Genomic DNA, 22,726 nt, shown 5'->3' with positions numbered 1-22,726 from the left:
GTTTGGTTAGAATGATACATTTAAGTTAAAACCATAGCTACGTACTGTAGGTGACTGCAATACAGTTGAAGAAGTAGCATAGTTATACTGATCTAAATCCACATCCTTGAAGCGTTTGTCTCCGTAGAAGTATAAAAGGTTACGGCCGTAAACTGATACCGAAGCCTTTTTGATGAATGATTTATCAAGCCATGCTTTAGGAAAATCATAACCAACTGTTACTTCACGAAGTTTTGAGAAGGTTTTGCTCATCAGGTTTGACTCATCAACATTGTAATATTTACTTACATAATCCTGAACCAATACTGTTTTGCCGTTAGGAGCATATTGCAAAGCACCGTAGTTAATAATTTTACCGGTAGCTGGGTCATAGTTTATAGCCGCACCGTTTGATACAGTTACACCCTGGCCTACATAGCTGCCGTTATAGCCTGCTTTACCAAAGTTTTGCCAGTCTTTATAACGGGCATCACCCAAAGCACCTGTTGCAGTTTCGATGTTTGCACCACCACGCATGGTTTTGTTGTGCATGTAATCAATGATCACACCACCAACTGATCCGTCAAACTGGAAACCGAAATTGATGTTTTTGTAGTGCAGTTTGTTAGCGAAGCTCCACTGGTACTTAGCGTTTTCGTTACCTAAATACTGGGCAACAGGTAATGCTAGCGGTTTACCGGCGGCATCATTGATGATTTGGCCCTGAGGTGTTCTTGCAAAAGCAGTACCATATAGTTTATCGGTACGGTCTCCTTTTTTGAAGAAGGTTTTGTAACTCTGTTGACCCGGAGGCAATTCTTCATAAACATCTTTAAAGGTAGCTACATTAAGCAACACATTCCAGCCAAAACCACCAAGGTTCTTGATTGGGGTGCCTTCCAATGAAAACTCGTAACCGGTTTTCTTGGTTTTTAAAGCATTCAGGTATAAGGTTGTATAACCGGTAGCAGTTGAAATAGAGTTAGCCAAAATCTGCGGACCGTCGATATACTGGAAAGTTGTTGCCGATAAACCTAAACGGTTTTGCAGGAATTTAATATCAAAACCTTCTTCGTAGTTAACACGGGTTGAGGTTTTGATGTTTGGCTGATACAAAAAGTCAGATGCAGAAGCCGCCGGCTGGCTGTTATATGGCTTGCTGGTTAAGTAGAATGGGTTAAGCTGATAGCTCGGACCATTATAAGGTGAATTATAAGTGCTGCCGTAACCAAGCGGATTTAAGAATAACGGATTTGAATTAGGGCTGCTGGTAGTTGTTGAACCGCCATAAACCGAAATAGCGTTAAATGGAGCAGGACCAATTGTTGCGCTTGAAGCATCAGCTTTTACAGTTGAGTATGATGCCCTTGCTTTTAAGAATGAGATAACCTCTGGCAGTTTAACGTAATCAGAGATCACAGTAGCTGCCGATACACTTGGATAGTAATAAGTAGTTACGTTTTGGAAAGCCGATGATTTATCGATACGGCCGGTGCTTGATAAGGTAGCATATTTACCAAATGTAGCATCAATTGAGTAGTAACCGCTTAATACACGCTCCTGTGATGAGAAGTTGGTTGACTGTACAGCATTTTTTGAGTTGCTGAAAGCATAAACTTCAGGTACATTCAAATAATCTGTTGAAGTCCAGCTTGAGTTGTAGTTAAAGCTACGCAGGTTTGAACCAACTAAACCTGATAAGTTCACGAAGTTTTTGATAGTATAGTTATAGTTAACAAATAACTCGGTGTTGTTATCAAACAGGTTACGGCGGTCTTCACGATAATCGCCCTGGTTACCTTCACGGCCGTAAGGGTGGGCCGAGAACGGCAAATCTTCAGTACGCAGGATGTTATAAGTATCAATTTGCGAACGTAAAGTAACGTTTAAGTTATCGTTGATCTTGAAGTTACCTGACAAGTAACCGTAAACGTCATTTTTATAATGGCCACGGGTCCATTTTTGAGTTAACAAATAAGGGTTATGGTAACGGGTGTATTCAGCAAATACCGATTGTACGCCTTCTTTACCTGGCTGCCAGATAGCTTTAATATCCGGTGCGTTGATGTTCCAATCGGCGCCGGTCCATACAGAAATGTTGTAGATGATACTGTTAGGGCCGTATTGTACATCTGGAAAGTTATCAGTTGATTGCCTGTTGAAATCAACGTTTGCTTCAAACTTCCAACGTTTTGACGGAGTGAACTGACCGTAGAAGTTAGCATTCGCTATATCAAGATATTGAGAAGGGATATAGCTGGTTTGATGTTGTTGTGAAACTGAGAAACGGGTTACATAAGTTTCGCCAACAGAACCTAAGGAAACGTTATTGTTGGTTTGGTAACCGGTTTTCAAAAAGTTTTTCAGGTTGTCTTTACCACGCGCAACCCACGGAGTACCCTGGCGTACGCCATTAACAACCGGGCTATCATACTGCGGTATTAACTGTCCGGCAAAATACGGGCCCCAAACGTCGTAATCGCTATCCACACCACCTGGTGCACCACCTTTACCATCTACGAAGGTATAAAAAGTGTTTTCGCCCGGGCCAAATGTGTTTTGTGTACGCGGGAATGCAAGGAAACCGGTATTCATAACCGTACTGCTATTAATATCAACAGTAAGGCCCCTCTTGTTTTTCTCGCCTTTTTTGGTCGTGATCAAAATCGCACCGTTTTGTGCGCGGCTACCATATAGTGCAGCTGCCGACGGGCCTTTTAACACTGTGTAAGTTTCGATGTCATCTGGGCTGATGTTATAGGTATCCGTATTAATAGGAAAACCGTCAACTACATATAATGTAACTGAGTTACCCCTGATCAACACAGACGGGTTACCTAATAACTCGGCCGATGGGCCTACAGATAAACCGGCTACCTTACCTGTTAAACCTGTAATAGGGTTAGGGTCGCGGGCCAGGGTAACATCGGCACCATTTACTGATTGTGTTGAGTAACCGATGCGGCGGGTCTCTTTCTTAACACCCAACGCGGTTACAACAACTTCGTTCAGTGCTTTGCTGTCGCCAATCATGATTACATTCACGGTTGTTTTATTGTCAACCACCACGTAAACCGGGGCATAACCAACAAACGAGTAAACAATGGTTTGACCTGCGGTTGCAGTAATACTGTAACGACCGTCAATATCAGTAACTGTGCCTTTATTTTGTTCTTTGATTTTTACACTTACGCCTGGCAGTGGCAAGTGCTTGTCATCGGTAACAGTACCGCTTATTTTGGTTTGTCCGAATAAAATAGATGGAGCTACGCAAAATAATAAAACCGTTATTACGGTTCTTAATCTCTGGTAAATCTTGTTCATCTGCTAAAGTTTAAGGGTGAAATATTTAAGTTTTTCATACAGCAATACTAAACTTTGTTTATTATTAGTAAACCAACTTAGTATTAAGCTATACTTAACTTGATGTTCACCCAGTGTTAAGCAGGCGATTTTTGTAACAAACGGGTTATATATTAATCACAAAAACTTAATATGAACATTACTCATTTACCAGTTGCAGGTGTGCAAGGGCCATTGCTTTTAAATGATCAACATTATTTACGGGCACATGCATTTCTTTTGCCATGTCATCCCAGTAGCGTAACCTGATAATAAGTTCGGCGTCCTGGTTTAGTTCAAACTCGGCGGCTTCTTCGGCAGTCATCACACCTCCCTGAAATTCAAGGGTAGCTTTACTGGCATCCGAAAGGCGGTTATAATATTCGGGGTATTTATAGGTAAGATATCTTTTGGCAATTACGTGGCCCTGTACCAGGTTGGCAACCCTTTCAGAAAATCCACGCTCCAACAGGTAGTCGGCACCCAGGCGCTCGTGATCAACATTGCCCATACCGTCCATGCTCCCGGCTTCTTCAGCATCGGCACAAAGGTGACCAATGTCATGAAAAAAAGCGGCAAGCACCACTTCATCATCATAACCTTCGGCCTGGGCTAAAGCCGCCGCCTGCGACATATGTTCCAGCTGAGAAACAGGCTCTCCTATATAATCGGCATCGCCAAATTTTTCGTACAACGAAAATACTTCATCAACCACAGCTTTCGGATTATATTGAGATGGTGCCATACTTTTTAAATTTTTAGGTGCAAATAAACAGGATGCAGGTTATTAAAATATTAATTGTTTATGAATTATAGTAGCATGCATATACATTTAAAATTTTGTTAACATCAACATTCAGCTTTTTCCCGTTAAAACCCAAGCAGCTATTGTTCGTAAAAAGAAAACATCCGCATTAGCGTAACAAAAAAATCATTTTGGATAACTACCCGTATTAATTACTTTGCGCAGCGAACACTGCATAAAAAGATATATAATGGAAGAAGATATACTGATACAGATCAGTAACCGGATAAAAGAACGCCGCCGCGAAAAAAATATAACCGTACAGGAACTTGCAGTAAGGGCCAATGTAAGTAAAGGCCTGATATCACAAATTGAAAACAGCCGCACCATTCCGTCGCTCATTGTACTGATAGATATTATTAAAGCACTGGAGATAGACCTAAATGAGTTTTTTAAAGATATGCGCTCAAAAAGCAACCATCCACCGGTTTTAGTAAAGCGCAAACATGAATATGATCACTTTGAAAAAGAACATGCCGATGGTTTTCATTACCAACGCATATTTACACAATCAATAAGCCAAAGCACGGTTGATATAGTAATATTGGAGCTTGAACCTGATGCTTCCCGTCCCCTTGTTGAAACCGAAGCATTTGAATATAAATACATATTGTCGGGCCAGATAGCCTACCAGTTTAATGATGATACCATAACCCTTAACCAGGGCGATAGTATGCTTTTTGACGGCCGCATTCCTCATACCCCAAAAAACATGGGAGATACAACGGCCAGTATGCTGGTAATCTATTTTTTTGAAGAAAAGAAATAGATCATTTGAAAAGTACCGAATTTGAAAATGCACAAATCATTTTCAAATTTTCAAATCAAATAAATATTCAAATTATTTTATCTTCTCAACCACCTTAACCAAACCTTAACACTAATTTAGTTTAATTTTAATAAAAAAAGTTTAGTATTGCTAAACAATTATATTTGTTATTATGAGCATAAAATTAGTGGTATTTGACATAGCCGGCACTACGGTTAAAGACGATCATGAGGTTAGCAAAGCTTTCAGGGCTGCTATGCAAAAGTCTGGTTACGAAGTTGAGTTGGAGAAAATAGATCCGCTGATGGGTTATGAGAAAACCCTCGCTATCCGCAAAATGCTTGCCGAACATGAAGCCGATCAATCAGTTATTACCGACGAACTGGTAACTACCATACATAAAGAATTTGTACAGCAAATGATAAACTTTTACCAGTTTGAGCCGGGCATTGAACCGTTGCCAAACGTAGAAGAAACATTTACCAAACTGCATGAACAGGGTGTAAAAGTTGGTATCAATACCGGCTTTTCGCGCGATATTGCCGATACCATTGTAAACCGCCTGCAATGGCATGAGAAAGGCCTGATCGATTACGTTGTGGGATCAGACGAGGTAGAACTTGGTCGCCCGCACCCTTTCATGATCCGGAAAATGATGGAAGAAGCCGGCATAACCGATGCACTTGAAGTTGCAAAAGTAGGTGATACCGAGGTTGACGTACGCGAAGGGCAAAACACTGGCTGCAAATATTCCATAGGCGTAACTACAGGAATTTTCACTCGCGCCGAGCTGGAAACCTATAATCCTACCCATATTATTGACGATATTGCACTGGTAGTTGACATCATAAATCAATAAGTAAATGAGGCTGATTGAAAGTTTACGTGCAAAAGTAGCCCAATGGCCTTATGCACTGATTTCAGTTTTGGCAGCGGTTTCGGCCTTCGGGACGTATACATCCATGTATGCTTTTCGTAAGGCTTTCGCGGCGGCAACTTTCACAGGTCACGAATACTTTCATGTTGATTATAAAGTTTGGTTGGTTATAGCCCAGGTTATCGGCTATATGAGCAGCAAATTTTACGGCATCAAATTCATAGCCGAAGTAAACAGCAAAACCCGTGCACGCTATATTTTAGTATTAATTGGCATTGCCTGGGCAGCCCTGCTTGCCTTTGCTTTTGTGCCTGCACCGTGGAATATCGCCTTCCTTTTTATCAACGGTTTCCCACTGGGGCTTATCTGGGGCCTGGTTTTTGGTTACCTGGAAGGCAGGCGCTCAACCGAGTTCATGGCATCGGTATTGTCCATCAGCCTCATTTTTGCATCTGGTTTTGTAAAAACAACAGGGCGTACTTTAATAAGCAGCTTTCATGTAAATGAATATTACATGCCTTTTTTAACGGGGGCAGTATTTGCATTGCCGTTATTATTTTTTGTGGGCTGTATGGAGCTCATCCCCGCACCTACAGCAGAAGATAAACACTTGCGTTCGGAACGCACTCCGATGAATGCCGCCGAACGTAAGCAGTTCGTCATCCGTTTTTTACCCGGCATCATCCTCACCCTTATTGTTTATGTACTGCTCACCATTATGCGTGATGTGCGCGATAATTTCGAGGTAGAGATCTGGGCCAGCCTGGGCATAAAGGATAACAGCATTTTCACTACTACCGATATTAAAATTTCGCTGGTGGTATTGGTAGCAATGAGCTTGCTCATCCTGGTGCGCAAAAATCTGCGTGCTTTCAGTATTATCCATTTAATGATCATTGCCGGTTGTGTACTGGTAGGCATATCAACCATCATGTTTACCCTTAAAATGATGGGGCCAACCTTATGGATGACCTGCGTAGGCCTTGGGCTGTATATGGGCTATGTACCTTACAACGCCATATTTTTTGAACGGATGATAGCCTCGTTCCATTATAAAAGCAACGTAGGCTTTATCATGTACATCGCCGATTCGATGGGATACCTGGGCAGTGTTAGCGTTTTATTGGTAAAGGAACTGGGCCGGCCGTCAATAAGCTGGGGCGCATTTTTCCAGGAAGGTGTAATGATCGTAGCACTGGTTGGTGCTATCTGCGGATCCTTATCGCTCATTTACTTTTTACAAAGCGCTGCACGCGATAAAAAAAAATTGAATACCGAAGAAGTCACGGATGAACAGATAAATTTTCAGACGATAAGTCCGCAGCCATGAGTTCGAAGTCAAAAAATTGACGAATGAACAATGACCTAATGAATAATATAATGAGCGAAAATAATAACTCAAAAAACTCCACCTTCAGGGGGCAGGGGGGCACTGCTATAATTATAGGCGCAGGTATAGTAGGTTTGGCTACTGCCCGCGCTTTAGCCGTTCGCGGCTATAAGGTAACCGTGTTTGAACGTAATGAACGCGCGGTAGGCGCTTCCATCCGTAATTTTGGTATGGTATGGCCTATAGGCCAGGCCACCGGGCCAATGTTTGAGCGCGCCATGCTGTCAAAAAGCATCTGGAAAACAGTTTGCACTGAAGCTAACATTTGGCACAATGAAGTAGGTTCATTACACCTGGCTTATCATGATGATGAACTGCAGGTGATTGAAGAGTATGTAGATGTAAATAAAAAACACCGTGATTGCGCCGTGTTAACTCCCGGCGAGGCTATTTCAAAATCACCGGCAATCAATACCGATGGTTTAAAAGGTGCACTATGGAGCGGCGAAGAAATGATTGTCGAATCGCGCGTGGCAATAGGTCAGGTAGCTGCTTATCTTGCCGAAAAATTTGGCGTTGAATTTCACTGGAATACTGCCATCAGCCGCATAGAACATCCAAAAGTTAGTTCAGGTACCCAAAGCTGGGCAGCTGATGAGATCTATGTTTGCAGCGGTGCCGATTTTGAGACGCTTTATCCCGAACTATTCGCGCAAACCCAGATCACCAAATGTAAGCTCCAAATGATGCGTTTGGTAACCCAGCCAGATGAATGGCGCATCGGCCCTTCATTATGCGGTGGTTTATCCATGATCCATTACCCCGGTTTCCAGGCCGCAGCTTCATTGCCCGCCTTGCGCAAGCGCTATGAAGAACAGTATGCAACACACCTGAAATGGGGTATCCATGTGATGGTATCACAAAATGGCAGCGGCGAACTTACCATCGGCGATTCGCACGAATATGGTTTGGTTCATGATCCATTCGACAAAGAATTTATTAATAATTTAATAATCGAATACTTACATACATTCGCCAATTTTAAGGACTGGAAAATGCTTCAGTCATGGCACGGCATCTACCCTAAAATGACCAACGGCGCATCCGAACTTGTAGTGGACATTGAACCTGGTGTACTGCTCATTAATGGTCTTGGCGGCAATGGAATGACATTATCATTTGGATTATGTGAGCAGGTTATTTCGCAGCGGAAAGACGGGGTAGTTCATGGTTGATGGTTCATAGATCATTGATTTTTAAAAAATCAACCATAAATCCTGAAGATTTAAAAACAACCATGTTAAATTGGCTGTCGCCATACATAAAAACTAAAAACAACCATGATCTATCATCCATAGGCCATGAACTAAACAAAATAAACATGTCTGATTCAAGGAGAGATTTTCTTAAAAAAGCAGCCTTATTAACCGGAGCGGCCGGTCTCGCCAGCATTTTACCCGAATCTATTCAAAAAGCAATGGCCATTAACCCGGCTCCGGGCAGTACCTACCTGGATGCTGAGCATATTGTGATCCTGATGCAGGAAAACCGCTCGTTCGACCATACCTATGGCATGCTTAAAGGAGTACGTGGTTACAACGACCCGCGCGCTATTGATCTGCCAAACAAAAACAAGGTTTGGCTGCAATCAAACAAAAAAGGCGAAACCTATGCTCCTTTTCACCTTGATATTAAAAATACCAAAGCAACCTGGATGAGCTCGTTGCCGCATTCATGGGCCAACCAGGTGAATGCCCGTAACGACGGTAAGTTTGATCAGTGGCTTAACGTTAAACGCAACAGCATTAAAGAGTATTCAAACATGCCTTTAACCATGGGTTTCCACAACCGTGAGGATATTCCATTTTACTATGCTTTGGCAGATGCATTCACCGTTTGCGATCAAAACTTTTGCTCGTCATTAACAGGTACCAACCCCAACAGGTTATATTTCTGGAGCGGTACCATCCGTGCCGAGCAGCATGAAAACTCGCTTGCGCACGTTTGGAACGATGACATGGACTATGGCACCCTGAACTGGGCTACTTTCCCCGAGCGTTTGGAAGACCATAACATATCGTGGAAACATTACCAGAACGAAATTGCCATTGATACTGGTTTACAGGGCGAAGAAGATCCCTGGTTATCCAATTTCCAGGATAACCCGCTGGAGTTTTTTGGCCAATATAATATTAAACTGTACGACAAGCACATAGCCCATCTGCAAAAAAAATCAACTGATTTGCCTGATGAAATAGCAACCGTTGAAAAACAAATTGCTGCTTTGCCTGCCGGCGATGCCCATATTGATCACCTGCAGAAACAGCTTAAACAAAAACAGCGCGACCTGGAGAACACCAAAAAAGATATGGCAAGCCTTGATCCAAACAAGTTTGCCAGTCTTTCGCAACGCGAAAAAAACCTGCACCAAAAAGGTTTTGTAACTAATACCAATGATCCGCACTACCGCACTTTAAGTCCGCTGAAATATAATGATGAAGGTACCGAGCGCGAAGTATTAGTACCCAAAGGCGACGTGTTGCATCAGTTCCGTGCCGATGTAAAAGGAGGCCAGTTACCAACTGTAAGCTGGCTGTCGGCCCCTGAGCATTTTTCCGATCACCCAAGTTCGGCCTGGTATGGTGCATGGTATGTATCTGAAGTACTGGACATCCTTACACAAAATCCTGATGTTTGGAAAAAGACAGTTTTCATTTTAGCTTACGATGAAAATGACGGTTATTTTGATCACATTCCTCCGTTTACCGCACCCAATCCGCATAAGCCGGGTACGGGTAAGGTATCTGAGGGAATTGACCCGAGTGTTGAATTTGTAACCTTAGAGCAGGAAAAAGCCCGCAAAAACTTCCCCGAAGTGTTTGACCGCGAAAGCCCGATAGGCTTAGGCTTCCGTGTGCCGCTGGTAATTGCTTCGCCATGGAGCCGCGGCGGCTGGGTTAACTCCGAAGTGTTTGATCATACCTCGACACTGCAATTTTTAGAAAACTTTTTAACGCATAAAACCGGCAAAAAAGTAACCGAACCCAATATCAGCGAGTGGCGCCGTACGGTTTGCGGTGATCTTTCGAGTGTTTTCCGTCCGTACAATGGCGAAAAGATCGAAAACCCTGAATTTGTTGCCAGAGAAGCATTTTTAGAAAGCATCCACAAAGCCCAGTTTAAGAAACTCCCTTCAGACTATAAACTGCTTACTGCCGATGAAATTGCGCAGATCAATAAAGACCCGCATTCATCAGTATATATGCCGCAGCAGGAAAAAGGCATCAAACCATCATCGGCCCTGCCTTACCAGCTTTATGCAGACGGTAAATTAAGTGCGGATAAAAAATCGTTTGAAATTAAATTTACTGCAAGTAATAAGGCATTTGGCGCTAAGGCATTAGGTTCGCCATTCAACGTATATGCCCCGGGCAAGTATGCTACGATGAATGATCCGCAGAAAATGGAAGACCTGCGTACCTGGGCTTACACAGCTAAAGCCGGTGATACTTTAACTGATGTATGGCCGCTGCATGAATTTGAAAACAGCGAATACCACCTGCGTACCTATGGCCCTAACGGCTTTTTCCGTGAATATCAGGGTAATGCTGCCGATCCACTGGTTGATGTTGCTTGCGAATATGAGCAGGCTGCCGGTAAATTAACAGGGAATGTGAGCTTAAAGATCACTAACCATACCAACAAAGCGCAGACCGTCGCGGTAGCTGATCATGGTTATAAAACCGGCGATCATAAAGTTTCCGTAAAAGCAGGCGCCAGCACAATAATAGCGTTAAACTTGAGCAAAACCCATGGCTGGTATGATTTCAGCACGAAGGTTGAAGGATTTGAAAAATTCACAAAACGCTTTGCTGGCCGTGTGGAAACTGGCAAATCAAGCTTCAGCGATCCTTTAATGGGGAAAACATTAGCATAATATTTAACACCACATCATGCGAAAGCCGGGCTATCCAGTCCGGCTTTTTCTTTATCTGCATTTTGTTTTATGAATTGAATATGACATTGAGCCGCTTGCGGCTTTAGAAACAACATTATATATTGCGTAATCAGTTACATAATTAATTACATATAATATGGAATTCTTTAACAAAGTAGGAAAAATGGCCATAGGTAGCCGCCTGCGAATGCTTACCGAAACCATGACAGAAGATGCTGCACGCATCTACAAACTATATGATATAGATTTTCAGCCAAAATGGTTCCCTGTTTTTTATGTATTGCAGGAGGGCGGCGAGTTTACAATTACCTCAATAGCCAAAGAGATAGGGCACTCCCACCCATCTGTAAGCAAGATCATTGCTGAAATGGTGAAGAATGATTTTGTTGTTGAAAAAAAGGATAAAACTGACGGCAGGCGCAATATGGTAAGCTTATCTGCCAAAGGGCGCGAAGCAGGGGCAAAAATCCAGGATCAATATGCCGATGTCACCGGTGCGGTTGAAGAACTTTTATCGCAGGCAAACCACGACTTGTGGAAAGCCATTGAAGAATGGGAATATCTGCTGGAACAAAAATCATTGTTGCGCAGAGTACAGGAACATCAAAAGATGCGGGAGAGCAATAAAGTACAGATAGTACCTTATGAGCCACGCTATAACGCGGCCTTTAAAGCATTAAATGAGGAGTGGATCTCCAAATACTTTAAAATGGAAGAAGCCGACTACAAGGCACTTGATAATGCGGATAGTTATATCATTAACAATGGGGGCTTTATATTAGTTGCCCTTTATAACGACGAGCCGGTTGGTGTATGCGCATTGTTAAAAATGAACGACCCGGATTATGATTATGAGCTTGCTAAAATGGCGGTATCGCCAAAGGCCCAGGGAAAAAACATAGGTTTTTTATTGGGACGGGCCATTATTGAAAAGGCAAAAGTCCTTGGCGGTCACAAGCTATACCTGGAAAGTAATACCATTTTAAAACCGGCTATCAGCCTGTATCATAAACTGGGCTTTGTAAAAATAGCGGGCAGGCCTTCGCCATACGAGCGCGCCAATATCCAAATGGAACTTGAGCTAAAATAAACAGCCAATATTATGCCCGAAATCTCCTGACTTCGGGCGACTATACCTGTAGTTTATAACTACAGGATATTATTGTCTTCATTAACAGATATATTAACTATTGTATAACAATTGTGAATAAAATTAACAAACAGTTTATACTATTCTTTGTTTATTGCAATTGAAACTTAAACACTATATCTATATGAAGCATAAAAAATTCCTGTTCAGTCTGTTAACCGCGGCTGGTTTAATCACGGGCCTTAACGCCAATGCACAATTCGGAAGCCTGTTACAAAAAGCTAAAGATAAAGCAGCCCAAAAAGCCAGTGATGCTTTTGACAAAAAAACCTCATCATCATCTTCTTCGTCTTCATCGTCAACCTCCGGGGCACCTAAGAGTAATAAAATAATTATCAATACCGGGTTTGATTTTGTTCCGGGAGATACTGTATTATTTGCCGAAGACTTTTCAAATGTATCTGTCGGCTCTTCGGCCAAAACATTTAAAACCAATGGATCAGCTACTATTGTTTCTGCCGGGGGCGAAAGCGGCAAATGGCTGGCCCTGGCAGACAACGCGACTTACAAATTCACCAAACAGCTTTTTTACCCAAAACATTTTACTGTAGAGTTTGATATCCTGGCTGTTGCCGATAAAATTAGTGATATCTATCCGGTTACTTTCGGTTTTGTGACGGATAACAGCATCCGCGACTATATCAGCAGCGGGGGTGCTTATGTGCAACTTAAATATTATAATAATGACGATGTATCTGTAGATAGCGAATTCCTGAGCAAATACCTCAACAGTACATTTGATTTAACCACATTTACCAACCGTAAAATGCACGTATCATTAGTTGTTGACGGCGACCGCATGGTGGTATATCTTGATCAAACCAAACTGGCCGATACTATGGCATTCATGCCAACAACGGCTAAAAACCTCTACGTAAGCGCCCCAATGCAATACAAAAACGGATCGAAAGTGCTGGTAAGCAACTTCAGAATCATGGGCTTTAAAAAGGTATAAGGTTAGATTTTAACATTTCGTTTGGAAATCCTTTGGACTACGAAGGAGAATGACAAAGCGATTGAAGACTTACGAAGTTTTAAAAACTTCGTAAGTCTGGATTATACATATATGATGAGCACTTACCCTTAACTCGGACCTTTATGCTGAAACTCTGGTTTTAGCAGGCTGTTCATGGCCTTACGCAGCTTCAATACCTTAGGTACCGAAACGTGGCTGATATATGGGTTATCCATATGCAGGCGGTAATATCCCTGGTGATAATTCTCGGCAGGATATAATATTTTAAAAGGAACAACCTGTGTAACAATCGGACTGCTGTAATGATGACTGGCATTAACTTTAGCTATTACACTTTCCAGGGTTTTCTTTTCTTCAGGTGTGCGGTAAAAAGCTGCAGAGCGGTAGTCATCGCCCACATCGGGTCCCTGCCTGTCAACAGTCGTGGGGTCATGTGCATAAAAGAAAGCTTCGGCCAATGCGGCATAGCTTATTTCGGCGGGGTTATAATACACTTGTACCGATTCGGCATGGCCGGTATTTTTACCGCAAACATCCTCGTACGTTGGATTTTTAGTTGTGCCGCCCGAGTATCCGGCCACTACTTTATTAACACCTTTCAGCTCATATAAACCTTCAGAAAGGCTCCAGAAGCAACCACCGGCAAAGGTGGCCACCTTTTCGCCTGCCTTTGGAGCAGGCAGGCTTGCAAAGCCGCTACCTCCTGTTTGTGCGTCGGCGCAGCCAAATAACACCAGCAAGCCAAGCAGGCATACATTCAATTTTTTTGTTAACATGATGATTTAAATTAAATAGTTTAATTATTTAGCCGGAACAAACTTGAAAGCGTATGAATCCATGCAATAACGCTTACCTGTAGGTGCCGGGCCGTCATTAAAAACATGGCCAAGGTGCAAACCCGTACTGGCTTCAACAACCTCTTCACGCACCATTCCGTACGATGTATCTTTAACAATTTTAATAGCTTTTGGGTCTATAGGTTTAAAAAAACTTGGCCAGCCTGTGCCAGATTCAAATTTAGCGTCCGAACTAAATAAGGGTTTACCGGTAGCTGCACTTACATATATCCCTTTTTCGTGGTTATTCCAATAAGGGTTATGATAAGGTTGTTCCGTTCCCTTGTTTACCAATATTTCATAAGCTTCGGGGGTTAACACCTGCTTCCAGTAACTGGCTGGTTTGGCATCGGGATACGTCTTTGTATCAACAGTTTTATCGGCGTGCGGAGCACTTTGGCTACACGCATTAAAGGCCAATAATATCAATGGTATTACAAACAAATTTATCTTTTTCATACCCCCTTAGTCGTAGATATACGAAGAACCTTACAGTAAAGTGTACGTTATTCTGTCATTTAATTGTCTTCATTCAGTTTAAACGGAATATTGAATATTAACGAATCTTCTAAGCATTTCCTTTCACTAAGCCCAGGTTCAGAAAAAATAAGAAAACCTTGTAAGGATTCCCCTCCCTGCCCGACTAAAGCACAAATCAAAACAACAATATAATATGGGTTATAAACTTCTACGCAAACCATTACCACCACATTGATTTATGCAAAGCCAAAACAGCACCAATATCAACCTTGAAAACAACACGGATCCGCATGTTTGGGTAGCCCGTTATGCCGACTATCTTTATAAATATGCCCTCACCCGTATCAGCGATGAAGAATTAGCCCGCGACCTGGTACAGGAAACTTTTTTGGCGGCCCTTGAACGGCTTCAAAAATTTGAAGGTAAAAGTACCGAGCGTACATGGCTCACCGCTATTTTAAAAAACAAGATAATTGATGTTTATCGTAAAAAAGCATCGGCCTTTGTTAAAGATCCGGGCGTAACATTTGCCGAATGCGAAACAGACGATTTTTTTGAACCGGATGTCCATAACTGGAAACCAGACCACAGGCCGGTGGAATTTGGTATTGAACAAGCAGATCAGTTCGAAAGCAAAGAGTTTCAACTCGTACTGCAAAAATGCCTGAGAAAGCTGCCCTCATTATGGCTCTCCGTTTTTACCATGAAACATCTTGACGATGAACCTGCAGATACAATTTGCAACGATTTGCGGATATCATCTTCTAACTTTTGGATAATTATTCACCGCGCCAAACTAAGCCTGAGAGAATGCCTTCAAAAAAACTGGATTTAAACTGATTGAATATGGACGAATTAACTAAAATAGCCTATAACTGTAAAAAAGCGACCTATTTGATTGAGAAGCAGGATATAGGCGAGATCACACTTCGCGAAAAACTGGAACTAAAAATCCACCTGGCGGGTTGTCATGTTTGCAGGGTATTTCAGCAACAAAGCACCGCTATAAACCGCATGATTAAAAACATGTTTCACCAGCCCATCGACGAAAACATTAAACTGGACGACAAATTTAAAAACGAGCTGCAGCACCTGATTGACGAGCAACTGGAAAAGTAAAACCTATAGATAAAACTTATACTTCAACCGGTTCATTATAATGACGCTTCAAAAAAGCAGTCGCCATTTTGTCTGGGCCGCCTATTTAACCGGCGGTACTATACCCATGGTATAAACATCCCCGAACCATGATTGCAGATAAATTTATTCACTATTTTTTTACAATTGAAACCCGCATGCTTCGCATACTAAAACCAAATCCCCAACGTATTAACGCTAAATAGCACCCCGGGTTAAAATTTTCGACCCCAAGTAGCGTAATGCCTGCTGATTACGTAAAGTTAAAATATCAGTTTACTACCAATATTTTAGTTTATGAAAACAGTTCAGCAAAAATTAACAAGGCGGGCAGGCATTATCGGGATGGTGTGTTTGCTGGCAGCAACACTTAGCTCGTGTTTAAAGGACCATAACAACTATGTTCAGCCGCCGGTGGCGCTCGTTTCGGTTATCAATGCCTCTCCCGATTCTGAACCGATTGATTTTTATCTTGAGCCCAACAGGGCTAATACTTTCCCAATTCGTTATGGCCATGGTATAGATTATGTTAATGCCTACCCAGGCAAAAGAACAGCAACCTTTTACGTTTCGGGCACAAAGCAAAAAGTTGCAGCCGATACCATTGATCTTACAGCCAAAAAACTTTATTCTGTTTACCTGGCCAACACAGCAGGCAAACGCGATGTAATTTTTGTTGCCGATTCTATCGTTCAGCCGGCTTCCGGGATGGCCAACATCCGTTTGGCAAACTTAAGCGCCGATGCTGGTACGGTTGACCTCGTTACTTCAAAAGACAGTGTTTTGGCCTCAAATAAAGCTTACAAACAGGTATCTGATTTCGTGACCATTAAGGGCAATGTTACCTATACACTTAATATCCGTCAAAAAGGTACCACAACAGTTTTAGCCAGCCTTACCAATGTTAACCTTCGTGCAGGTTCGATATATACCGTATGGCTACAGGGTATTAAAGCAGCTACCGACGACAAAAAACTAAGTGCAGATATTCAAACCAACGTTTTCTATTATTAAATAACCTATACCTATGTTGTAAGACCCGGCCTTTGTGCCGGGTTTTATTTTATTCAGGCAGTCAAAGGGTTAACAATTTCATAATATAAACTTCGCCATATCTAAACCTTGCCATTATACATTTAACCCGTTAATGTTTTTTTGATAAACCTCAAATTTCCGGAAAAGATGGATGAGCGCGTAGTGATGGTAGTGCCGGCCCGCATGGCATCAAGTCGTTTATATGGCAAGGTAATGCTGCCCATATCAGGTAAAAGTTTGTTAGCGCGCATGGTAGAGCGGATAGGTATGATCCAGCATCAGGCCAGCATTGTTATCGCCACTTCTGAAGACGCAGAAGATGATGTTATTGCAAAAGAGGCTGAAAACCTTAACGTTCAGTGTTATCGTGGCAGCCTTGGCAACTTATTGGACAGGCATTACCAGGCAGCAAAATTATTTAATGTCGATGTGGTTGTCAAAATCCCTGCCGACTGCCCGCTGATCGATCCGCGGATCATCGACAAAGTGCTCGAATACTTTTTCAGCAACAGGCAAAAGTTCGACTATGTGAGCAACCTATATCCGGCTACTTACCCCGATGGCAATGATGTAGAAGTAATGACCATGGCCTGCCTTAAACAAGCCTGGGAAAATGCCGGTCGCCCTTATGATTTGGAGCATACTTCACCATATATATACGAAAACCCGCTCATCTTTAACATAGGCAATGTAACCTGGGAAACCGGGCTGGATTATTCCATGTCGCATCGTTTTGCGCTTGACCACCCCGAAGATTTTTACTTCATTGAGCGCGTATTTAAAGAGTTATACCCGGTTTGTAACCGCTTTTCATGCCAGGACATCATTAACCTGCTAAAACTAAAACCTGCAATTTACGAAATCAACGCGCGCTATAACAGCACCAACTGGTACAACAAACACCTGAGCGAAGTGAAGCCAGAGTTTGCGATGGCGTAAGGTTGTTTGAATCAGAATTTTAAGATTAACAGAATTAGCGCAAAATTCGATGAATTCCTTAATTCAAAAAATTCAGGTTCGGACAAAATCCTTCAATCCGGCAAATCCTAAAAATCCCGGTTCAGACAAATTCCAAAATAAATAACGCCCTCTTTTGGCGCAAGTGTTGTGTGGCGGGCTGAGGGATATGCTCACTTGTGCCTGAGCCACTGTCTTGCGCTCGTTTCCAACATGCCGCGTACCCACATCTTTTAATTATTATGATGAATTAAAAGAAGATGTCATTTCGACGAACCGGTTGGGGGAATGTGCGGATGTGGTGAGCAGAAATCTTATACATCCAGCTCTAAACTACGTAAAGCGACTTTACAGGGCATATAGGATTTCTCTTTCGCTCCCCTACTCAGGCCTACCCTGCTCTATCGAAATGACACTTTTTATTTAAAACTTATGGGTACACGGCAGGTTTCCTGTCTTGCGCTCGTTTGCAACGAGTGCTTAATATGGTTTGGCGATTGCATCGCCAGTTGCGTTATAAACGCTAACCCAAGTTAAGCACTCGTTGCAAACGAGCGCAAGAAATGCCGGTGTAATCCCCGATAAAAAATCCGAAATCGAACATCCCAAATCCGAAATAAATAATTCAACCCTTGTCCTATTCCTCCGATCTCATTTGATATAAAGGTGTAATTCATATATTTATTAACCTTTAAAATTTAAAAAGATGGACGAATTCGTTTTAATTTTCAGGCACGAGGATGGCACTAAAGTAGCTTCTCCCGAACAGATCCAAATCTGGATGAAACAAACTATGGACTGGATTGGCGGCATAGCTGCTCAAAATAAATTTGTTAGCGGCACCGGCCTCCCTTTTGCAGATGCCAAAATTGTAGGCCATGGCGGTGTGGTAACCAACGGCCCCTTCGGCGAAATCAAGGAAACCATCGGCGGGCTTGTCACTGTAAAAGCCGAATCGGTTGAGGAAGCCGTTGAATTTGCCAAAGGCTGCCCGGTATTACAAGGCGAAGGCAATACCGTTGAAGTGCGGAAAGTTGCCAAGAATGACGGAGTACATTAAGTAATTCAAAGTATAATAAACTATAATCTATGTCATTGCGAGGAACGAAGCAATCGCATGCTATACAGAGCGGCCATGCTTACGCGCGATTGCCAAGCTATCGCTCGCAATGACATTTTTGGTCATCCCCATGCAAAACCCTGAAATCATCCCCCATTTATTCCGCACGGAATATCGTAAAATAGTATCGGTACTTTGTCGCCGCTTTGGGTTTGATCAGATGGAAACTGCTGAGGATATTGCCAGTGATACCTTCCTCACCGCGGCGCAGGCCTGGAGTTATAAAGGTATCCCAACTAACCCTACCGCCTGGCTTTATAATGTAGCCAAAAACAAGGCAAAAAATCATTTGCAGCGTAATACTATTTTTGAAAGCAAGGTATCACCGGAAATGCAAACGGCAGAGAGTTATGAACAGGATATAGATCTCTCGCCACAAAACATCAGCGACAGCCAGTTGCAGATGATGTTTGCCGTATGTCATCCTGCCATCCCACCCGAGGCACAGATCGGGCTCGCTTTAAGGATTCTGTGCGGTTTCGGAATTGATGAAGTAGCCGAAGCTTTTCTTACCAATAAAGAAACCATTAACAAACGTCTGTTCAGGGCAAAAGAAAAAATCCGAAACGAAAAAATAAAGATTGAAATGCCTGGCTCCGCCGAGATTGACAACCGGCTGGAAAACGTGCTTACTACCATTTACCTGCTGTTTAGCGAGGGATATTATTCGGTTAGTGATAACCAAATTTTGCGTAAAGACCTTTGCTTTGAAGCCATGCGCCTTTGCCACATGCTTATTGAAAACGAGGGCACCAACAAGCCCCAGGTTAACGCATTGCTTTCGTTGATGTATTTCCACGCGTCACGATTTGAGGCCCGTACAGATCAAAACGGCGGGTTAGTTTTATACGATGATCAGGATACCAACCTCTGGAACCAGGAACTTATAACCAAAGGCGCCTGGCATTTAAAACTTGCAACTACAGGAATACAACTCTCAAAATATCACATAGAAGCCAGCATAGCCTACTGGCATACCCAAAAAACTGATTCAAAAGAAAAATGGGAGAATATACTGCAACTTTATAATCGCTTGCTGCAAATTGCTTACTCACCAATAGCGGCGCTTAACCGCACCTTTGCACTTGCCAAAGCCAATAGCCCTGAAGAAGCCATTATTGAAGCAGAAAAACTGCAACTTACCAATAACCAGTTTTACTATACCTTGCTTGGCGAGTTATACACAGGTATTGATAACGCGCAGGCAAAACTAAACTTTGAAAAAGCCTTAACGTTGATCAAAACACTCGCCGATACTGCCATTATACAAAGTAAAATAGATAAGCTTCAGGATTAATATCAGTCTCCCCCCAACCAACCTACTGTGTGTACACATCTTTTTAAGTAAAAGAAAATGTCATTTCGATAGAGCAGGGGTGGGCCAAGTAGTGGAGCGAAAGAGAAATCTTATACGCCCTATTGAGCCGTATGCAAAGTATGGAGTGTGATGTATAAGATTTCTCCTCACTGCATCCGCACATTCCCAAGCTGGTTCGTCGAAATGACATTCGGTTTTATTTATTGATATTCATTGACAAGATGTGTACGCACAGCAGCCAACCAACCGCAATATAAATACTGATAATCAATAAGTTAAATAACTTACCTCCATCTTACAAATCCCACCCACTTCCTTATTTAAATATTTTTTCTGATTCGCTGTAAGGTTTGATGATCTGTCCCGACAAAGGGGAAAAAATCAGACATCAAGATTAACACAATCATGAAAAAATTATTCAATCTCCTGTTAGTTATTGTATTTACTGCAAGTATTGCTTCGGCACAAAGCCAAACAGACGTTCGCAAAAAACAATTCAATTTAGATAACACCGGTCTGGCCATTGAAGGTTATGACCCGGTTGCTTACTTCAGCCAGCAAAAAGCTATTGAGGGTAAAAAAGAAATTGCTCTTATCGATAATGGCGTAACCTATCATTTTGCTACCACTCAGGACAGGGATTTATTTAAAACCAACCCTGCAAAATACGAGCCTCAATACGGAGGCTGGTGTGCTTACGCGATGGGTGCTAAAGGTGAAAAGGTGGAGATAGATCCAAAAACTTTCAAACTGCTTGATGGTAAACTGTACCTGTTTTACAACAAGTTTTTTAACAACACTAAAAAATCATGGGATAAAGACGAGGCTAACCTGAAAGCCAAAGCCGACGCCAACTGGGCTAAGACAGTCCGCTAACAAGTCTTCAATAATCAATTATAAATCAATCTAAAATCACAAAAATGAAACGTTTTTTAATTATCACGGCACTTGCATTGGTTACCGCGGTTCAGGCTTATGCGCAACAATCAGAAATATTTGCACCCGGCGGTAAAGCAATTAAAGGGTATGACCCGGTTGCATTTTTCAAAGAATCGAAACCGATAAAAGGGTCAGACAAATTTCAATACCAATGGAAAGATGCTACCTGGTTTTTCTCCACCAGCGAAAACCTTGAAGCTTTTAAAGCCGATCCGGAAAAGTATGCACCCCAGTATGGCGGTTATTGCGCTTACGGCACTTCGCAGGGCCACAAAGCACCAACTCAAGCAAATACATGGACTGTGCTGAACGACAAGCTTTACTTTAATTACAACGATAAGGTAAAAGAACTGTGGACCAAAGACCAGGCAAACCTCATTAAAGCAGCCGATGAAAAGTGGCCGGAGATGAAGGGACAAAAGTAATCTGCTATACAAAATCCCCTCATGAGAGGCGGCGCGAAGGAGTGAGCGGTAGCAGGGGTGTGTTTATTCAGTACGCTTATCAAAGCAGATACACACCCCTCCGCCCCCTCTCAAGAGGAATCGCACAAGCCCGCTTTTTTAGATCTATTTAAACCACCACCACAAAATGAAAACCACCAACAAACCGATAGTACTGATCACCGCCGGCCCTACCCGCGAAGCTATTGATCCGGTACGTTTCATCAGCAACCATTCATCGGGCAAAATGGGTTATGCCATTGCCCAAGCTTTTTTAGATAAGGGCTTTGAAGTGATTTTGGTTTCGGGGCCGGTAAACATCAGTTTATCTCATACCAACCTTAGGGTTATTCATGTTAACTCGGCTGATGAAATGTATTCGGCCTGCCAAAAATATTTCCCGGTAGCTCAAATAACCGTTTTCGCCGCTGCTGTGGCCGATTATAAACCGTCACAAGTGTATGCTCAAAAAATGAAAAAGTCGGCACATGAATTTAGCCTGCAAATGGTTAAAAACGTTGATATCGCCTTTGAATTCGGCAAGATCAAACGTAATGACCAGGTATCAATCGGCTTTGCCCTTGAAACTAACGATGAGGAACAGAACGCCCTTAAAAAACTATACAGTAAAAACCTCGATCTGGTGGTGCTTAATTCCGTGCAGGACGAGGGTGCCACATTTGGCCACGACACCAACAAGATCACCATCATAAACCGCGATTTCCTGTTCCAGGCCTTTCCGCTAAAAAGCAAAGCAGAGGTAGCTGCGGATATCGTTACAGCAGCCATCAAAGCGGGCAAAAAACAAGAACACCATGCACACTTATAAATTCAAACACACAACAATCATGACTTATACACAATTCAATATATTGGTTTGGGCCCTGCGCCTTACGGCAGCCATCATTATGCTGCAAACCTTATTCTTCAAATTTACTGCTGCGCCCGAGTCGGTTTACATATTTACCAAATTGGGCATGGAGCCCTGGGGGCGCATCGGTATTGGCAGTATGGAACTTGTAGCAGCCATACTGATCATTATTCCACGCACTACTGGTATCGGAGCTTTAATAGCGGTTGGCATGATGGCAGGTGCTATATTTTTTCACCTCACTAAATTGGGCATTGTTGTTCAGGGAGATGGCGGTCAGCTTTTTATACTGGCAGCTATTGTATTCACAACATCGGCCATACTGCTTTACATTTTCCGGAAAGAGGTAATGAACCTTATTCCATTCCTTCATTAACAAAATTAAAAACCCGCTAATCATTAGC

The 22,726-nt window shown here is 42.4% G+C and carries 21 protein-coding genes; 17 read left to right on the top strand and 4 right to left on the bottom strand.

The window, feature by feature from the left end; all coding sequences use genetic code 11:
* Positions 1–6: 6 nt before the first annotated feature.
* Both AC59JO_RS15815 and AC59JO_RS15810 read right to left on the bottom strand, forming a co-directional pair.
* Positions 7–3,303: a SusC/RagA family TonB-linked outer membrane protein gene (locus AC59JO_RS15815; RefSeq protein WP_413669749.1), complete on the bottom strand. Its 3,297-nt coding sequence runs from the start codon at positions 3,301–3,303 to the stop codon at positions 7–9.
* A gap of 178 nt (positions 3,304–3,481) precedes the next feature.
* Positions 3,482–4,066 carry a phosphonate degradation HD-domain oxygenase gene (locus tag AC59JO_RS15810; protein WP_413669750.1) on the bottom strand — a complete coding sequence of 195 codons (585 nt, stop codon included), beginning with the start codon at positions 4,064–4,066 and terminating at the stop codon, positions 3,482–3,484.
* 250 nt (positions 4,067–4,316) lie between these two features.
* On the opposite strand from AC59JO_RS15810, the gene AC59JO_RS15805 reads away from it, so the two are divergent.
* From AC59JO_RS15805 to AC59JO_RS15775, 7 genes are all read left to right on the top strand, one after another.
* Positions 4,317–4,895, top strand: a complete 579-nt coding sequence (locus tag AC59JO_RS15805; protein ID WP_413669751.1) for a helix-turn-helix domain-containing protein — start codon at positions 4,317–4,319, stop codon at positions 4,893–4,895.
* A 172-nt stretch (positions 4,896–5,067) separates the two neighbouring features.
* Entirely contained in the window at positions 5,068–5,754 is a 687-nt protein-coding gene (locus AC59JO_RS15800) for an HAD hydrolase-like protein (protein ID WP_413669752.1), read from the top strand.
* 4 nt (positions 5,755–5,758) lie between these two features.
* On the top strand, positions 5,759–7,102 hold the full coding sequence (locus tag AC59JO_RS15795; protein ID WP_413669753.1) for a DUF5690 family protein: 1,344 nt from the start codon (positions 5,759–5,761) through the stop codon (positions 7,100–7,102).
* 50 nt (positions 7,103–7,152) lie between these two features.
* Entirely contained in the window at positions 7,153–8,337 is a 1,185-nt protein-coding gene (locus AC59JO_RS15790; RefSeq protein WP_413669754.1) for a TIGR03364 family FAD-dependent oxidoreductase, read from the top strand.
* A 146-nt stretch (positions 8,338–8,483) separates the two neighbouring features.
* Entirely contained in the window at positions 8,484–11,039 is a 2,556-nt protein-coding gene (locus tag AC59JO_RS15785; protein WP_413669755.1) for a phosphocholine-specific phospholipase C, read from the top strand.
* A gap of 157 nt (positions 11,040–11,196) precedes the next feature.
* The gene (locus AC59JO_RS15780; protein ID WP_413669756.1) at positions 11,197–12,150 is read left to right on the top strand and encodes a bifunctional helix-turn-helix transcriptional regulator/GNAT family N-acetyltransferase; all 954 of its coding nucleotides are present in this window, start codon (positions 11,197–11,199) and stop codon (positions 12,148–12,150) included.
* A gap of 184 nt (positions 12,151–12,334) precedes the next feature.
* Positions 12,335–13,165, top strand: coding sequence for a hypothetical protein (locus AC59JO_RS15775; RefSeq protein WP_413669757.1), 831 nt, complete (start codon positions 12,335–12,337; stop codon positions 13,163–13,165).
* Between the two features lie 128 nt (positions 13,166–13,293).
* Here AC59JO_RS15775 and msrA read toward each other — a convergent pair whose 3' ends face one another.
* Both msrA and msrB read right to left on the bottom strand, forming a co-directional pair.
* Positions 13,294–13,962, bottom strand: coding sequence for a peptide-methionine (S)-S-oxide reductase MsrA (gene msrA, locus AC59JO_RS15770; protein WP_413669758.1), 669 nt, complete (start codon positions 13,960–13,962; stop codon positions 13,294–13,296).
* A 24-nt stretch (positions 13,963–13,986) separates the two neighbouring features.
* Positions 13,987–14,481, bottom strand: coding sequence for a peptide-methionine (R)-S-oxide reductase MsrB (msrB, locus tag AC59JO_RS15765; protein WP_413669759.1), 495 nt, complete (start codon positions 14,479–14,481; stop codon positions 13,987–13,989).
* A 259-nt stretch (positions 14,482–14,740) separates the two neighbouring features.
* Here msrB and AC59JO_RS15760 point away from each other — a divergent pair, with 259 nt between their 5' ends.
* The 10 genes from AC59JO_RS15760 (at position 14,741) to AC59JO_RS15715 (ending at position 22,698) form a co-directional block, all read left to right on the top strand.
* Positions 14,741–15,337 (top strand): sigma-70 family RNA polymerase sigma factor, encoded by a 597-nt coding sequence (locus tag AC59JO_RS15760; protein ID WP_413669760.1) that lies wholly within the window; start codon positions 14,741–14,743, stop codon positions 15,335–15,337.
* An 11-nt stretch (positions 15,338–15,348) separates the two neighbouring features.
* On the top strand, positions 15,349–15,621 hold the full coding sequence (locus AC59JO_RS15755; RefSeq protein ID WP_413669761.1) for a hypothetical protein: 273 nt from the start codon (positions 15,349–15,351) through the stop codon (positions 15,619–15,621).
* Positions 15,622–15,936: 315 nt separating this feature from the next.
* Positions 15,937–16,653, top strand: coding sequence for a DUF4397 domain-containing protein (locus AC59JO_RS15750; protein ID WP_497306384.1), 717 nt, complete (start codon positions 15,937–15,939; stop codon positions 16,651–16,653).
* A 141-nt stretch (positions 16,654–16,794) separates the two neighbouring features.
* Positions 16,795–17,613 (top strand): cytidylyltransferase domain-containing protein, encoded by an 819-nt coding sequence (locus tag AC59JO_RS15745; protein ID WP_413669763.1) that lies wholly within the window; start codon positions 16,795–16,797, stop codon positions 17,611–17,613.
* A gap of 724 nt (positions 17,614–18,337) precedes the next feature.
* Positions 18,338–18,691: a YciI family protein gene (locus AC59JO_RS15740; RefSeq protein ID WP_413669764.1), complete on the top strand. Its 354-nt coding sequence runs from the start codon at positions 18,338–18,340 to the stop codon at positions 18,689–18,691.
* A 130-nt stretch (positions 18,692–18,821) separates the two neighbouring features.
* Positions 18,822–20,048, top strand: a complete 1,227-nt coding sequence (locus AC59JO_RS15735) for an RNA polymerase sigma factor (protein WP_413669765.1) — start codon at positions 18,822–18,824, stop codon at positions 20,046–20,048.
* A 426-nt stretch (positions 20,049–20,474) separates the two neighbouring features.
* Positions 20,475–20,945, top strand: a complete 471-nt coding sequence (locus tag AC59JO_RS15730; protein ID WP_413669766.1) for a YHS domain-containing (seleno)protein — start codon at positions 20,475–20,477, stop codon at positions 20,943–20,945.
* 44 nt (positions 20,946–20,989) lie between these two features.
* Positions 20,990–21,433 carry a YHS domain-containing (seleno)protein gene (locus AC59JO_RS15725; protein WP_497306380.1) on the top strand — a complete coding sequence of 148 codons (444 nt, stop codon included), beginning with the start codon at positions 20,990–20,992 and terminating at the stop codon, positions 21,431–21,433.
* Positions 21,434–21,599: 166 nt separating this feature from the next.
* Complete coding sequence (locus AC59JO_RS15720; protein WP_497306378.1) at positions 21,600–22,280, top strand: phosphopantothenoylcysteine decarboxylase domain-containing protein; 681 nt, start codon at positions 21,600–21,602, stop codon at positions 22,278–22,280.
* Between the two features lie 19 nt (positions 22,281–22,299).
* The gene (locus AC59JO_RS15715) at positions 22,300–22,698 is read left to right on the top strand and encodes a DoxX family protein (RefSeq protein ID WP_497306376.1); all 399 of its coding nucleotides are present in this window, start codon (positions 22,300–22,302) and stop codon (positions 22,696–22,698) included.
* Positions 22,699–22,726 lie beyond the last annotated feature (28 nt).

Source organism: Mucilaginibacter sp. A5337, from assembly GCF_059690695.1.
The sequence above is the reverse complement of the archived record's forward strand: the minus strand, read 5'-3'. Positions and strand labels throughout refer to the sequence as shown.

What these genes read in the sequence shown, in the direction of transcription:
- AC59JO_RS15815 (WP_413669749.1), bottom strand. Translation starts at nt 3,303, where the DNA reads ATGAACAAGATTTACCAGAGATTAAGAACCGTAATAACGGTTTTATTA.
- AC59JO_RS15810 (WP_413669750.1), bottom strand. Translation starts at nt 4,066, where the DNA reads ATGGCACCATCTCAATATAATCCGAAAGCTGTGGTTGATGAAGTATTT.
- AC59JO_RS15805 (WP_413669751.1), top strand. Translation starts at nt 4,317, where the DNA reads ATGGAAGAAGATATACTGATACAGATCAGTAACCGGATAAAAGAACGC.
- AC59JO_RS15800 (WP_413669752.1), top strand. Translation starts at nt 5,068, where the DNA reads ATGAGCATAAAATTAGTGGTATTTGACATAGCCGGCACTACGGTTAAA.
- AC59JO_RS15795 (WP_413669753.1), top strand. Translation starts at nt 5,759, where the DNA reads ATGAGGCTGATTGAAAGTTTACGTGCAAAAGTAGCCCAATGGCCTTAT.
- AC59JO_RS15790 (WP_413669754.1), top strand. Translation starts at nt 7,153, where the DNA reads ATGAGCGAAAATAATAACTCAAAAAACTCCACCTTCAGGGGGCAGGGG.
- AC59JO_RS15785 (WP_413669755.1), top strand. Translation starts at nt 8,484, where the DNA reads ATGTCTGATTCAAGGAGAGATTTTCTTAAAAAAGCAGCCTTATTAACC.
- AC59JO_RS15780 (WP_413669756.1), top strand. Translation starts at nt 11,197, where the DNA reads ATGGAATTCTTTAACAAAGTAGGAAAAATGGCCATAGGTAGCCGCCTG.
- AC59JO_RS15775 (WP_413669757.1), top strand. Translation starts at nt 12,335, where the DNA reads ATGAAGCATAAAAAATTCCTGTTCAGTCTGTTAACCGCGGCTGGTTTA.
- msrA (WP_413669758.1), bottom strand. Translation starts at nt 13,962, where the DNA reads ATGTTAACAAAAAAATTGAATGTATGCCTGCTTGGCTTGCTGGTGTTA.
- msrB (WP_413669759.1), bottom strand. Translation starts at nt 14,481, where the DNA reads ATGAAAAAGATAAATTTGTTTGTAATACCATTGATATTATTGGCCTTT.
- AC59JO_RS15760 (WP_413669760.1), top strand. Translation starts at nt 14,741, where the DNA reads ATGCAAAGCCAAAACAGCACCAATATCAACCTTGAAAACAACACGGAT.
- AC59JO_RS15755 (WP_413669761.1), top strand. Translation starts at nt 15,349, where the DNA reads ATGGACGAATTAACTAAAATAGCCTATAACTGTAAAAAAGCGACCTAT.
- AC59JO_RS15750 (WP_497306384.1), top strand. Translation starts at nt 15,937, where the DNA reads ATGAAAACAGTTCAGCAAAAATTAACAAGGCGGGCAGGCATTATCGGG.
- AC59JO_RS15740 (WP_413669764.1), top strand. Translation starts at nt 18,338, where the DNA reads ATGGACGAATTCGTTTTAATTTTCAGGCACGAGGATGGCACTAAAGTA.
- AC59JO_RS15735 (WP_413669765.1), top strand. Translation starts at nt 18,822, where the DNA reads ATGCAAAACCCTGAAATCATCCCCCATTTATTCCGCACGGAATATCGT.
- AC59JO_RS15730 (WP_413669766.1), top strand. Translation starts at nt 20,475, where the DNA reads ATGAAAAAATTATTCAATCTCCTGTTAGTTATTGTATTTACTGCAAGT.
- AC59JO_RS15725 (WP_497306380.1), top strand. Translation starts at nt 20,990, where the DNA reads ATGAAACGTTTTTTAATTATCACGGCACTTGCATTGGTTACCGCGGTT.
- AC59JO_RS15720 (WP_497306378.1), top strand. Translation starts at nt 21,600, where the DNA reads ATGAAAACCACCAACAAACCGATAGTACTGATCACCGCCGGCCCTACC.
- AC59JO_RS15715 (WP_497306376.1), top strand. Translation starts at nt 22,300, where the DNA reads ATGACTTATACACAATTCAATATATTGGTTTGGGCCCTGCGCCTTACG.